The following is a 13,770-nucleotide window of genomic DNA, read 5'->3' on the forward strand; positions in this document are numbered from 1 at the left end:
TCTCCTCACTCGCCCAAGCGGTTCAGGGCGTCGCGTGCAGGGTCCGAGCCCAGATCAGCCGCACGCTGATAATAGCGCCGCGCCGCAGAAGGGTCGGGGCGCGGGAAGGGTGAAGTTACTGTGCTATGGGTCTTGGGATCGTACATCTCGGCGATCAGGATATTGGCGTCAGCCCTGTCCTGCTGCGGCAGTTCCTGATCATTGCTGATCGCGATCAACGCCCCAAGCGCGGCATCCAGATTCTGTGACCCGCCCGCGGCCAATAGGTCACGAGCCGCAGTCAGAGGGTTGTCGGCAGCGACTGCATCCTGAGCGATGCCCACAGATTCGTTGACTTCAGCCGAGGGGCCACCTGCGCCGTTCAGAACATACCACGCGCCGCCTACAATCACGGCCAATCCAACAACAGCAGCCGCAACAAGGGGCAGTTTGCTGCTACCCGACGCCTCGGGGGTCGCGGCGGGTTGTTTTTCAGGTGCCGCACCAGCCGAGGCGGATTTCTTGGCCCCGCCACTCAGCGCCTTGCGGAACAGGCCGGGCAAATCGGTGGAGCGGTCCTTGGGGTTGGCTTTCAACAACTGCTCCAACGCCCATTTCAGGCCCGGCTCGACCTTGGGATCGGTGATCTTTACGTCCGTCTTGCGATCTTCGACGGCGGCAAACCCCTTACCTTCACCCGGCAGTTTCAGCCCCGATGTCCGCATCAGGACCAGCCCCAGCGCATAGGCGTCGGTGGCGGCTGAGACCTCATTGCCAAACAGGCCCAATTGCTCGGGCGCGCAATAGCGCAGCTTGCCGGCAAAACTGTCGCCGATAATCGACTTGTCCGTACCCACACTGTCCGAGGCGAGACCGAAATCGATGAACTTGGCCTGATTGATATCCTCGTGCGAGATCATGACGTTGTCCGGGGCCACGTCACGATGCACGATGCCCAGCTTGTGAATGGCCTCAAGCCCCTGCGACAGGCGCAAACCCAGTTTCAGAACATCGTCCGAGGACAGCCGCGCGCCCTTCTTCAGGTAGTGTGCAAGGGGGTGACCCGGCACAAACTCCATCACCAGAAACAGACGGCCATCCTTGTCCAGCATCGAGGTTTCGAACCGCACAACCGCATCGCTGCGCACGGTGCGCAGCAGGTTCGCCTCACGCCGGAACAGGTCGACCGCTTTTTTGTTTTTGGCAAAGCTGGGCGTCATGACCTTGATCGCCACCTCATGCCCGCTGGCCCTGTTCAACCCGCGAAAGGTGGCCCCCATGCCGCCTTCGCCCAGCAGGGACTTGATCTCGTAGGTGTCCTGCAGAACGCTGCCGGGTTTCAGGCCAAGTACCGTATGTTCCATGGTCGTCCTTACCTCCGGTTTTTCAGGCTGATGGCGCTGTGTTTGCTAAAGGTGCGGATATCCATGATCTGAAAGCAGATGCCCGCAAACACCAGCGAGGATGTGATCCCGAACACCACCGTCAGAAACGCCGCGATAATGGTCGTTGTATCCGGTCCCAAAGGCGACAGGCGCAGCATGTTCACCGCGATAAAACAGAAAAAAACGATGGATATGCCGGTGGTGATCCAGACCAGCACTTCAAGCGATTTGTTCAATACATCCCGCATTCTTCAACCTTTCCAATTCATTCTTCGACAAAGCCCAGAGCAACGGCCTGAAAGTCATCTGCGATCTGATCCAAATCCGAATAACCCGCCACAGTGCGGGCACCGATGTGATCCTGCACCATCGCCAGACAGGTCGCCCGTTCGCGGCCACGCTCGGCCTCGGTGGGGTAGATGAAATCGATCTGTTTGCGGAGCAGGACGGGCGAGTACTGATCGACAAGACCCTCGATCAGGTTGGCGTATTCGACGATATCCGCCTTGGCCTTGGCCTCCAGCTCGGCCAGTTTGGCGGCGGCGTCTTCCTTGGCGGCCAGCACTTCATCAAGGAAAGCCTGATCCCCGCTTTGCCGCGCCTCCGCCTCAAGCGCGTCCAGTTCCGGCGCGATGGTCAGGGATGAGATCAGCGCGTTCAAGTAGCGCCGGATGCCCTGACCACAGACCAGCACGCCCGAGGTCAGGATCAGGCGGATCGACTGGTCCCGCTGCGCGTTTCGTTCGACCCGGCCCCGGTTCAGCGTGTCCTTGATCACCGCAAGCTGCGTTTTGGTGCGATCCGACAGGGTCTCTGCCGAGATTTCGTCCAAGAGGTCCATCGCCTCTTGCTCGCTGGCTGCCACCGCCAGCCCTTGATCGGGGCGCGCCAACTGGTCCAGCCCGTCCTTCAGCGCCTGATCCTGATCGGCTGAGGTAATCGCCAGACCCTGCAACACCAGCCGCGTGCCGGTGAACCGGTCCGCCGAGGCTGTGTTGGACAGGATGTCAAAGGGCGGCACCTCGAACCGGGTCGAGGATGTGATGTCAGCCAAAGGCGTCCGCGCGTCGCCACCGCGCTTCACGAAGCCGCCCGCCTGACCATGCAAACGCCCGTGACGCACCAGCGCAAAGGGATCGCCCACAATCTCGGACGCGTTGCCCAACATGTCGTGCAGACCCAGCGGATTGGGGCGCAGAGATCCCACGACCTGCAATTTCCCCCCGGCTGAAGCTGTGCCGCCATGGGCAATGTATTCATCCTGCGGCGTGCCTTCGGGCACAGGTGGCAAAGGGGCCCGAAACAGGGCCTGATCGACTTCCAGACCGCCACGGGCGGAATATTCCCATTCCTCTTCGGTCGGCAGACGCAGATAGGCGCGGGTATCACCCACTCTGGGCAGCGAGTCCGGCGCGTTCTCCATCAGCCACAGGGTGTAGGCTTCGGCAAAGCGCTGATAGTCCAGCTTGGTCTGCCCAACCGCCGGAACAAAGCCTCGGCGGCGGGGTTCCTTGTCGGGGCAGCCTTTCATGACCACATCCCATTGGGCCTGCGCCAACTCATACTTGGCCATGTAGAAATAGCCCTTGGCCGCGCCCTCCGGGTCTGCAAACGCGCCCGAAACGAAGGCCCGGCGCAGACCGTTCAGATAGGGCTGATCGCTGCCTTCCTGTCCCAGCACGACCGAAACATCGCCGATCACACCATCGGTATTGGGCGTCGCCACCTTTCGAAAGGTCATGGCCCCGCCGCAGGGCATGGGCAGGGACAAGTCTCCATCCGCAGGCTGCGGGTTATAGTATTTCTCGCGCCATGTGATGTCCTGCGCCTGCGCGGTTGCGGACAAGGTCAGCAGACTGATCAGCGGGGCCAGGGCAAGGCGGGTCAGTTTAGGCATGGGTCAACACCTCCTGAGGTTCGACATTGCGCACGGCAAACACCGCCCAGACCGCTGCGGTCACCGCTGTCACGGCCCCCAGGACCAGCGTCGCCAGAATGTTTCCCACATAAAGGCGCGCCACGGATTCACCGGGGGCGGTTTCAAACGTTGCGTTGATGGCCAGCAGGAAGGGCAGGATGATGATCAGCGTGGCAATCACACCGCCCAGCACCAGCGTCAGGCTTTGCACCACCGGGATCACACAGCGTTGCCGGTCGGGCATGGTCAGCATGGAAAACAGGCTGAAGATCACCCGCTGCCGCTCGACCATGCCGCGCAGGTTGGCCGACATCGCCGCCCAGAAGCCAAACATCGCCAGCGCCGCAATCGCGGTGAACAAAATGTTCAGGTTGCGCCGGAAGGACAGCAACAGGGCCGCGTTTTCGGCCCGAGGGCGCGATTGCAGCCCCATCTCGGACAGATGCGCGGACAGGGTTCCGATATCCTCAAGCGAGCGCGCGTAAAGGCGGAAACTGGCATAGGTCTCGGGCTCGGCCACCGGATCGGTCCAGTTCCCGGGGGTCGAGGTCAGATCGTCCCGGAACCGCTCGACCACCAGAAGATCGGGCAGCGACAGAAAGATGGCCGGGCGGGGCCAGATCTCGGGCGGCAGCACGCCGATGACCTGCAGATCGCGGCGCGCGTTTTCGCGCTGGCCGTCCACCTCGCGCCCGATGATCATGTCCAGCGTATCGCCCGCCGATACCGACAGATCCTGCGCCAGCTTGTCGGAGATCCATACACGACCCGGCGCAACCGCTTCGCCGTCGATCAGCGGATCGCCAGCGGCTGAGGGTATCAGCGGCACCGCGCGCTCCAACTTGCGCTGTGCCTCGTGCCGCACCGCATTGGCTGATGTGTTGATCGAGCGGGTGGCAGGCACGATGAACCCCACATCCTGCCGCGCGCCCAAGGCTGCGAAGAACGCCGCGTCATGCTGTTCAGCCCCGATGGCCAAAATCTCGCGGTTCGACGGGTCCTCGATCAACCGGCCCACCATGGTGCCGATGATCCCGTTTTTCAGCGCCAGAATGATCAGCAGCGGACCTAAAACACCTGCCAAAGCGGCCACGAAACACAAAGCCGATTGCCAGTCATGGCGCAATTCTCGCAAGGCCAATAGGGTCGGTATCCGCACCATCACGCCACCCTCGCCGCCGCGCGGCCTGCGGTTGAGAAGATCGAGTAGGACTGCCCCTGATGATCCAATATGCGGTGATCGGCGCGCGGGGTGTCCGCAAACTCACCTGTTTGCGCCTGATGGCTGGCCAGAACCACCGCCGATCCGGCCTCGGCCGCCAGATGCACAATCAACCCTTCGACCTCGGCCACATTGGCGGGATCAAGGGCCGAGACAGGCTCGTCCAGCAACAGCAGCGCAGGTTGCCCCAGCAACGCCCGCGCGACCGAGGCACGCTGGCGTTGGCCCACGGACAACTGACCCGGTTTGCGGGCCGTCAGATCCCGCAGCCCCATGGCGCGGATCAGGTGATCCTGCCATTCGGCATCCGGCACCTGCCCGGCAACACGCACCGGCAGTTCGATGTTCTCCTGCAAGCTCAGATAGGGCACCAGCGTGTTGGTTTGCAGCACAAAACCCAGCTTGTCCGGCCCGGCAAACGCGGCCCTTGGGGTGTCGGGCGTGACCTGAACCCCGTCAATCACATGCCGCCTGTCCGGCAGGTCGGTCAGAGGCAACGCCCCGGCAATCAGCCCAAGCGCGGTGCTTTTGCCTGCACCGCTAACCGCATCCAGAACGATGGTTTCGCCCGCGTTCAGCTCCAACTCTTCGATCACCACGAAGAAACCGGGGGCGCGTTCGATCCCAAGGTTGCGGATCGACAGAACCGTATCAGGGACGTCTGAGGACAAGCGCCACCCCCCCGAGTTCAACCTTGGATTTCGTGTTGATCTGCACCGGGTCATTCGGCTTCAGACGCCGGCCATCGACCTTGGTTCCGTTGGACGAGCCCAGATCGGTCAGCATCATCTTGCGGCCCTGCAAGGACAGGCTGGCATGACGTCGGCTAAGGTTGCGATCGGTGATGGTCAGCGTGTTTTCACTGGCCCGCCCGATGGTGACGCCGGATTGCAACTGCGACGCGCTGAATTTGGCCGATTGGCCATCCATGCTGACAGCCAGAATCGCACGGCCCGAGGATTTCACGCCCCCGCCACGCAGGGATTTTGACCCGTCATCGCCCTTGTTTTGCGACGCAACATAGTAGATCCCGCCGATCACCAACGCCCCGGCCCCGCAAAGAACCGCCAGAATGATCAGCAGGCTGTTGTCGCCCCCGGCGGGGTTCACCATTTCCGGGTTTTCCGGATCGCATTCCTGTTGATGGGACGTGAACGGGATTCCCGTATCCCGCAAAAACCCGGCAATGGGATTTGCGGACGAGGCCCAGAACGTGTTGTTTGTGGGTGTAACGCCATCCGAGCTCCAGACCGAGATCACCGTATTGATCCCAAGAACCGAGCCGCAATAGTCGATCAGCGGCCCGCCCGAATTGCCCGGATTGACCGATGCGGTGTGCTGCACAATCTCCAGCGTTCGACCGGTCTCGTTAAACGACCCCGGTGCCACCTTGCTGATCGCGCCCTGAGTCAGCGTGGGTTCCAGAAAAGGCAGCATATCGCCACCCGCGTTGATCTGATCCGACGATCCCGGATAGCCGATGGCGGCAACCTGTTCGCCCTTCAGCGCCTTGCCTTCGCGCAGCGACAGGATGCCGGGCCGATGCCCGCCGTTTTCCTGCGGGACGATCCGCAGAACCGCCAAATCCAACTCGCGCGAGGCGTGCAGCACCTGCGCATCGTAAAAGAATACCCGATCACCCTGTTTGAACCCGACCTGAATATACTGGCCGCCATCAATGACGTGATGGTTGGTGATATAGTAATACCCATTGCCTTCGGGCAGTTCCGACAGAACAAAGCCCGATCCGGTACCACCCCGGCCACCGCCCCGATCCACCAGGGTCCGCCCCATCGCCTTATCTGCCTCGGCGACAATTTCCGGCACGATCTGGGCCGGGGCCGCGCAAGCCATGGCGATCAAACAGGCGGCGGCGAAGCCAAGGGAACGGATAACTTTCACGACACTCACATCAGGATTCCATATGCAATGACGGCCGCAGCCACGACCAGGATCAACAGCAAGACCAGTACCGACGCCGCCCGCGATCCACCCCGTTTTCGGGGTTTCGGCGTTGGGCGGTTGGTCCCTTTTTTGCGCGGTTCGGGCGCGGAATTGCGCGGGGCTGCTTGGGGCGCGTGCAGGTCGATACCAACAACGCGCGCATAGTCGCGGGCTGTGCGGATGCGATCCCGTGGCAGCAGCTTACAGCCCATGTCGATGGCATTCAGCAGCGCGTCGTCATATTGCGCCTGAACGCGGTTGCGTTTCAGGTTCTGACGCACCGGGACATAAGGGTCCCGCCCGCTGGCCCGCATTTCTTTCCAACGCTCTTCGGCATTGGGCGGCAGGCTTTGCGAGACCATCTCGTACAGGATCACGGACAAGGCGAACAGGTCGCTCCACGGGCCTTCATGAACGCCTCCGGCCAGACCGGTCTTTTCCGCGGGGAATTGCTCAATCGCCGCATATTTCCGGGTGAACATCGAGGCCAGCCCGCTGGATTTCCCCATCAACCGCGCCGCGCCAAAGTCGATCAGGATCGGCTGACCGTCTTTGCGGATCATGACATTCGCGGGCTTCATATCCCGGTGCACCACGCCAACCTCATGCACCGCGTCCAACGCGCCCAGCATCGATCTCAGGAAGGTCATCACCAGGTCCTGCGGCACCGACCCCCGCGCGTCGATCATGCGCGCCATCATTCGGTCCAGCGGATCGCCGTGGATATATTCCATCACGCAATAGGCCGTGCCGTGCTTGCGAAACGCCGCGCGTACCCGCATCAGGCCCTGCTGCTGGGGCAGATCGCGCAGCAGGTTGGCCTCTTGCAGGAAGGCTTCCAGCCCCATGTGAAACAGCTGCCGCCCCTCGGATGTGGGCGACACCGCATTGTTGGGGCCGCGATCCGCATAATCCGCCGGAAAGTACTCTTTGATCGCGAACCGCTCGCCGGTTTCGCGATTGCGCGAGCGGTAGGTGATGCCAAACCCCCCCTGCCCCAGCACGTCGCCAAGAACGTAACCGGCAAAGGTTTCTCCCTTTGGCAGATGCACGGACACTGTTGGGTCTACCTTCCTTCACCAAGGGGTTCACCATCCTCTGCCGCGTCCTCGTTCGGGACGGGTTCGGATGCTGGTTCCTCTTCCACTTGCGGGGTTTCCGACTCTTGCGGCGCTTCCGGGGCCGGTGCTTCGGGCTCGGCTTCATCCGGCGAGCGTGTCGCGGGCCCTGTATCCGGGTCCTCCTGACCCTCCGGCTCGGGTTCCGTCAGCGGCTGACCATCGCCGTCCGGGTCTGACACTGCCGGATCTTCGTCGACCGAACTGTCACCGATTCGCCGTTCTTCCTGCTGCACGGGCGGGGTTGGCGCGGGCTCTTCCTCCTGCGTGACCTCGGGTTCGCCGCCCTGGCTGAAAATCAACGCCCCTGCCGTTGCGACAACGGCCAGCGCCCCCAGTCCAATCGCCGCGTATTTCAGGGATCTGTTATTCCTGTCCGAATTGTGGAACGCCCATTGGCTACCTCGCAAAAGGCTGCTCATGCCGTCCTGAACATGGGCGTAGACGACAACCGTGGTGTTGTCCTGCTTCGGCTTTCCCTTCGCCTCGACCGCGTTCAGCAGATCGGATGCAACACCGCGCATATCGCGGCTTTTGCCATTCTGAAGGATTTCGCGAATCTCGGCCTGTGACAGGGTATCCAGCCCGTCCGAGCAGGACAGAACCACATCCCCCGGTTTCAGGCTGATCGCGTTGACATCCGTCAGCGAAATCCGGTCGCCCATCAGGGCCGAGCGCAGCGCGTTGCGGCGCGGATGGCTGTCGGCCTCTTCCTGAGACAGTTTTCCGGCCGCCACCATCTGCAGCAATTCACCATAAAGCGAATGATCCGCATTCAGCTTTTTCAGCCGCCCGTCCCGCAGCAGAAACAGGCTGCTGTCGCCCACCGACACCCAGATCAGCCGGTCCCCCAGCTTGAGCGCCGCCACCAAGGTACAGCCCATCCCCTTAAGGTCAGGCTGCGTGGCGATGCGCTGGCGCAGGGCCTCGTTTGCCGCCGTCAGCGACTCTTGCAGCCGGTCGCGCGGGCGCGGCGCGTCCGAGCCCCCGACAAAGTGCTTTTTGAACGCCGACAGGGCCAGGTTGGATGCAACCTCACCCCCGGCATGGCCGCCCATCCCATCGGCGACCAGCATCAGGATGTCGGACTTGGGATCACGCTCGTTCTGATAGACAAGATCGAACGCATCCTCCTGATTGTCGCGCTGGCCCAGGCTCTGTTTGCCGCTGATGATTGTCATCTGGATCAGTCGTCAGAGCTTTCGGCCAGTTCCGACCAGTCAAAATCCTCGTTACAGAAGGCGACGAACCGCACATGCGTCTGCTTGGACAGTTCGATCAACGCGTAGTTTTCCAGTGGCATGGTCGTCGCCACGATCTGACCATTGATCCGGCTGATATTGCGGCCCGTGCCGGGGGCGGCAAAGAACACCCGGTTGGCATCGTCGAAAATGATCCGAAGGTGATCATTGCCGGAAATCATCTTGTCGCCGAAATCCAACGACACACGCTCAGCACCGTCGCGGCCCAGCGTGTTCATGCCCGAGCCCAGATTGACCGATTGCCCCAGCCCCGGCCCCTTGACCACGACCAGCCAGCCGGTGATCGGATCCACCATCGGGTCGAACTCGGCCTTGTCCGAGAAATTCTTGGACATGCCACCGTGATAGATCTGCGTCTTGTCATCCTCGACATATTCCGTCGGCGCTTCGCTGAAGGACGACCCGCTTGGCATCGCATGCGTCGCCTCGTCATCCGACGGAGAAATGCTTTCGGTAAACCCGTCATCCGAACCGAAGTCCATATCGTCGTTCAGGTCTTCTTCGTCCTTGTCGAACAGCCAGCTTGTCTTGTTGTCGTTGCCCATGTTCTTCACCTTTCCTGTGTGTTTGGCCGCTGGGTTATGCCCGGACCAGTTTCAGGCGAACGGACCCAAGGCCCAACGTGTCACCCACATTCACTCTTTGTGCGCCCTTGATCTTGCGCTCGTTGACCAGCGTCCCGTTCAGGCTGTCCAGATCGCTGAGCGTGAACCGCCCGTCGGGCGAGCCGCTAAGCTCTGCATGTACCCGCGAGATACCGCCATCCGGGATCACCACGCCGTTCGTACTGCTGCGCCCCAGGGTCGAGCGGCCAGACGGCACCGGAAACCGATGCCCGTTATCGACCCGCACCAGATAGGCAATCGGCGGCGGAGCAGTGGCGACGGTACGCGCGTCATCCTGCGGCGGGCGCATGCCGGTGATGTCGCCATCGTCGAACTCTCCCGCTTCCAGATCATCGCCGTCATCGCCCGATCCGCGCCGGGTCAGCAGCACGATCAACAGGATCAGCAGCAGCAACAGAACCCCGGCCCCGATATAGACATACAGCGCTGGCAGGCCGAAAATCAGATCTTCTTCAACCGGCTCCACCTCTGGCTCCGGCGTCGGCGTGGGATCGACCACGGGCTGGAATTCGGCCGAATAGCTTTTGGTTTCGGTCTGTCCAGGCTGGCCCACGACCGGTTGGATCATGTCGATGGTGATCCGCGCAGGCGCGGGATCGCCGACCGGAACGATCAGGCCCGAGCCTTTGACCGCGTTCCCATAAGATCGGATGAAATCCGCCACGACCGAGGTCGCATCGGATTGGTTCTGCAGGAATACCTCCTCCATCAACCCGTTTTGCGGGTCGGTCAGGCGTTTCAGAACATCGATGCCACGCGTTGTGCGCGCGTTGCCCTGCGCCCGCCAGAACATGCCAAGGGCCGAGACCGAAACACCCTCGCGCTCAGCCGCTTCCGAAATCTCTTCGACCGTGGCCAGACCTTCCTCATCGCCGTCGGTGATCAGGATCAGGTTTTTCAGCAGCACATCGTCCTGCTGGCTCAGCAATTCGATGGCGCGGGTGGCGTTGGCGACAAGGCGGGTGTTCTGCTCCTTAATCTCAAGGTCTTCGATCACATCCTCGGCGCGGGCGCGGCTGGTCGAAAAAGGCGACAGTTCGACAATGTCGTTGCCAAACCCATAGATCGCCACTTTCTCATCCGTCGGCAGGTTGCTGACAACGCGCGAGATCAACTCGCGTTCGCGGTTCCAGCTGCGCAGGCGGCCACTGCCGTCGCCCACCGACAGGTCGATCAGAACCATCGTGGCCGAAAGGGTCAAATTGCCGGGCAGATCGTCCACAGATTTGACGAACTCGAAATCGGCCTGTGCATCGCCCAGTGACCGAAAGCTCATCCCGCCGCGTTCATTGCCGGACGGGACGCGCACAAGACAACTGTCCTCGGGCGCGGGGGCTTCCGGGGCGCAATCCAAAATGGCCAGCCCGGTGGCTGGTGCGCGGGTCTTCCCCTCTTGCGCGTGGGCAGCGCCCGAAATGACCAAAGCGGCGGCAAGCGCCAGAAATCTGCGTGAAAATCCGTAGGTCACGATCCCAAGACCCCCCTCAGGCAAGACGTCCCGGTCGTCGCATGCGTCGACAAGCGCCGACCTGACGTGATTGGTATTAAATCGACAACGCGCGATAGGCTGCTTTGATCCGGTTCAGTTCGGACGACACGACCGACGCACTTGCGCCACTGTTCACGTCACGCTCGACCGCGCTCAGCTGGTTATCCAGCGCCTGCACCTGCTGCAGCTTCACCGGGTCCGAGGCCGAGGCCGCGCGCGCCTGCGCACCTTGCGCTTTCACTTCGGCAATCTGCTGGCGCAGCGACGCGATTTCGGAACTGTTGGCATCCCGTTGTGCGGCCAATTGCGCGTTGCGCTGCTCGGCTGCCCGGTTTTGCGCAATAATGGCATCCGCCTGCGCCTTGTTATTGGCGATCTGGCGGTCATATTCGCCCGAATTCAGGTTTGCGATATTGTCGAACAATGTGGCCGTTGTCGGATCGGTCGATCCGGTACAACCGGCAATCGCAATCAAGGAAACAAAAGCTACTGGTTTTGAGAAACGGAAAAGATCACACGTCATTTTACCACACTTACTATTGGAAAACCCGCGCCTGAAAGACAGACGCGGGTCAAAGGAAATTAAAGCAGATTAATGGATGCGCGGGTCCGGGCCAGACGGTTTTTATTGCTGACCGCCGCATTGGTCGCACCGCCCAAACCGGGCTGACCTTTGCTTGAGGCCGTCCGAAGTTCGGAAATGGTGTTGTCCATATTCTGTTCGCTGCGCTTGAGCTCGGTCGAGACCACCTGACGGTTGGATTTGATCGCCTTGACCCGCTGGTTATACGCGGATTGCGACAATTGCCCGCCATCCAGCTGACGACGCAGCGACTTCAGTTCTGCGTTCTGCGAGGCCAGAACCGAACGCAAGTTCGCTTCGACCGAGTTCAGCTGTTTGCTGACATTCGACAGATTGGCCAGAACCGCCTTACTGTTTACAATCTCGACGTTTTTGGCTGCGGCCTGCTTGCCGACCTGATTGCCGCCAACACCGCCGATCAGGCCACCGGCAGCGGCACCCGCAGCGCAATCACCGGCGTCACCACCCAGCAGCAGTCCAAGTCCGCAGCCGACAATAGCACCCGCAACGGCACCCTGAACCGTGTTGTTCACGATGATGTCCTTCGAGACCTGATCCAGGCTGCGAACTTGCTTTTCAAGTTGCTTTTCCTGCTGGGTCTTGCCAGCCACCGACGATGATGACGCGGATTGGATCGTCTCTTCGGTACAGGCTGAAATGAAAAGGGAAATAGCAGCAAAAAGGGACACTGCGGCTGTACGCATCTCGTTACTCCGTAATACAAATTTTTCTTCGTAGTTGATTATGAACTCACATGTTTTTTATTTTCAATCAACGATTCGCGAATGTCTTGTGATTACAGGATACTGATTCGGGACACTTTCGACCAAACACTTTCGAAGATTCGTTCATAGGTAGAGTTTAAAGATGAAAATACCCCTTGGTATTCGGGACAAGATGAATCTGGCAAACGAGATTTTTGCATTTGCCGGACACATTGCCGCAGGAATTGGCGCGCTGTTTGCGCTTTTGGGCATTAGCTCGAATTTCGCGAACAATACCACCAGTGTGGTCTTTAATGTTGAAGTCGCCAGCCTCTCGTTGCCAGTTCGCATGACGCTGCTGATTCTGATTGCGGCGGCACTGGGCTGGGGGCTGGGCGCTCTGGTCGCGTGGCTAAGCCGGTCCAACAATGAATCCCTCAGCTTCGCGGCCTATGTCGTGGCCATTCTGTGGGGCGGAATGATCGTCGGCGCGGCCGAGTGGCTGGCGGTATCGCTCAGACAGCAGATCCTGTCCGAAACCCTGCTGTTCACCGTCGCGGGCATGGGTCTGGCGCTTTGGGTGGCGGGTTTCCATTTTCGCAGTTCCAACGCCGGGGGCAGACATACGCTGAGGTTGCGTTGTGACGCGCTGCTGTTGTTTTCAATCGGCGCGGCCCTGTTTCTGGTTCTGACATTGCTGGGGACACGATAATGATGATCGGCGGACCTTTGGACGACAAGAACGCCGCGCGCCTGCTTAGCGCGGCGGCCCTGCTGGATTTCATGTTTCTGGGCTTTGTCGTTGCCACGCTTGAACCCGTACTGCGGCAAGAGCTTCGATTGCATCAGGCGGGCCTTGCCCTGCCGATTGGCCTGTTTCTGGTGCTGGTGCTGATCTACTGGCTGATCTGCGAAGGCATCCTGAGCGGCGCAACCATCGGTCGGTTTGTCATGCGCCTGAACATGCGTGACAAAAGCGGCAAGCCGGTTTCGGCAATGCGCCGGTCGTCGCGGGCGATGAAAAAGATCATGACCCTTGGCCTGACCGGCCTGAACCCGAACTCGGCCGCGCGCTATGACCGGGCCGCCGAGGTGCGCTGGTTCAGCCCGATGGCGCCGCGCCCGATCAAGATGTGGCGTCTGGCGGTTTCGTCCGGCCCGGATCAGGGCAAATCCATCGTCTTCCGCGATGTGCCGGGAATCGCATCCACCCATCAGATCAAGATCGGGCGCGATTCCGGTTGGGCCGATCTTTCGCTGGAGCGTAGCAAGAAGGCGTCCGGGCAGCATTGCGTGATCCAGATCGCCAAGGGCAATCAGCTCTACCTGCGCGATCTGGGCTCGTCGAACGGAACATTCATCGGTGGACGGCAGATCAGGCCGGAAAAACCGACGCGTCTGGGCATGAACAGCCGGTTCCGCGTTGGCGATGTCTGGATTTCGATCATCCGCTGATTTCAGGGCAGAGACAACGCGCCACAGGAGTTGTGCTTGCAACCGGCTGGCATTTCGTATACCGCGGCATACAAACTAAATGGCC

The 13,770-nt window shown here is 60.9% G+C and carries 14 protein-coding genes; 2 read left to right on the forward strand and 12 right to left on the reverse strand.

All coding sequences use genetic code 11. The features are described from left to right. Nucleotides 1-5: 5 nt before the first annotated feature. The 12 genes from ACR0E6_RS15330 to ACR0E6_RS15385 all read right to left on the reverse strand — a co-directional run bounded on the left by ACR0E6_RS15330 (nt 6) and on the right by ACR0E6_RS15385 (nt 12,230). Nucleotides 6-1,343, reverse strand: coding sequence for a serine/threonine-protein kinase (locus tag ACR0E6_RS15330; protein WP_480584892.1), 1,338 nt, complete (start codon nt 1,341-1,343; stop codon nt 6-8). An 8-nt stretch (nt 1,344-1,351) separates the two neighbouring features. After that, a complete protein-coding gene (locus tag ACR0E6_RS15335) occupies nt 1,352-1,612 on the reverse strand; it encodes a hypothetical protein (RefSeq protein WP_170453926.1) in 261 nt (86 codons plus the stop codon). A 17-nt stretch (nt 1,613-1,629) separates the two neighbouring features. After that, entirely contained in the window at nt 1,630-3,261 is a 1,632-nt protein-coding gene (locus ACR0E6_RS15340) for a formylglycine-generating enzyme family protein (protein ID WP_480584895.1), read from the reverse strand. Further along, nucleotides 3,254-4,444, reverse strand: coding sequence for an ABC transporter permease family protein (locus ACR0E6_RS15345; RefSeq protein WP_480584898.1), 1,191 nt, complete (start codon nt 4,442-4,444; stop codon nt 3,254-3,256). The genes ACR0E6_RS15340 and ACR0E6_RS15345 overlap by 8 nt, the downstream gene beginning before the upstream one ends. Beyond that, on the reverse strand, nt 4,444-5,175 hold the full coding sequence (locus tag ACR0E6_RS15350) for an ATP-binding cassette domain-containing protein (RefSeq protein ID WP_170453934.1): 732 nt from the start codon (nt 5,173-5,175) through the stop codon (nt 4,444-4,446). The genes ACR0E6_RS15345 and ACR0E6_RS15350 overlap by 1 nt, the downstream gene beginning before the upstream one ends. Then, on the reverse strand, nt 5,156-6,406 hold the full coding sequence (locus ACR0E6_RS15355; RefSeq protein WP_480584901.1) for a trypsin-like peptidase domain-containing protein: 1,251 nt from the start codon (nt 6,404-6,406) through the stop codon (nt 5,156-5,158). The genes ACR0E6_RS15350 and ACR0E6_RS15355 overlap by 20 nt, the downstream gene beginning before the upstream one ends. 5 nt (nt 6,407-6,411) lie before the next feature. Next, the gene (locus tag ACR0E6_RS15360; RefSeq protein WP_170524696.1) at nt 6,412-7,506 is read right to left on the reverse strand and encodes a serine/threonine-protein kinase; all 1,095 of its coding nucleotides are present in this window, start codon (nt 7,504-7,506) and stop codon (nt 6,412-6,414) included. Between the two features lie 8 nt (nt 7,507-7,514). Then, nucleotides 7,515-8,747 carry a PP2C family protein-serine/threonine phosphatase gene (locus ACR0E6_RS15365; RefSeq protein ID WP_480584904.1) on the reverse strand — a complete coding sequence of 411 codons (1,233 nt, stop codon included), beginning with the start codon at nt 8,745-8,747 and terminating at the stop codon, nt 7,515-7,517. A gap of 5 nt (nt 8,748-8,752) precedes the next feature. Continuing rightward, complete coding sequence (locus ACR0E6_RS15370; RefSeq protein WP_480584907.1) at nt 8,753-9,373, reverse strand: FHA domain-containing protein; 621 nt, start codon at nt 9,371-9,373, stop codon at nt 8,753-8,755. Between the two features lie 34 nt (nt 9,374-9,407). Beyond that, nucleotides 9,408-10,922 (reverse strand): FHA domain-containing protein, encoded by a 1,515-nt coding sequence (locus ACR0E6_RS15375; protein WP_480584911.1) that lies wholly within the window; start codon nt 10,920-10,922, stop codon nt 9,408-9,410. Between the two features lie 76 nt (nt 10,923-10,998). Continuing rightward, the gene (locus tag ACR0E6_RS15380; RefSeq protein WP_170622254.1) at nt 10,999-11,466 is read right to left on the reverse strand and encodes a hypothetical protein; all 468 of its coding nucleotides are present in this window, start codon (nt 11,464-11,466) and stop codon (nt 10,999-11,001) included. 59 nt (nt 11,467-11,525) lie between these two features. Next, nucleotides 11,526-12,230, reverse strand: a complete 705-nt coding sequence (locus tag ACR0E6_RS15385; RefSeq protein WP_170453949.1) for a hypothetical protein — start codon at nt 12,228-12,230, stop codon at nt 11,526-11,528. Nucleotides 12,231-12,393: 163 nt separating this feature from the next. Between ACR0E6_RS15385 and ACR0E6_RS15390 the strand changes: the two genes are divergently transcribed. After that, nucleotides 12,394-12,942, forward strand: a complete 549-nt coding sequence (locus tag ACR0E6_RS15390) for a sensor histidine kinase family protein (protein ID WP_170453951.1) — start codon at nt 12,394-12,396, stop codon at nt 12,940-12,942. Further along, on the forward strand, nt 12,942-13,685 hold the full coding sequence (locus tag ACR0E6_RS15395) for an FHA domain-containing protein (protein WP_170524684.1): 744 nt from the start codon (nt 12,942-12,944) through the stop codon (nt 13,683-13,685). Before ACR0E6_RS15390 ends, ACR0E6_RS15395 begins: the two co-directional genes overlap by 1 nt. The last annotated feature ends 85 nt before the right edge of the window (nt 13,686-13,770 follow it).

This window comes from Ruegeria sp. AP12 (genome assembly GCF_056540025.1).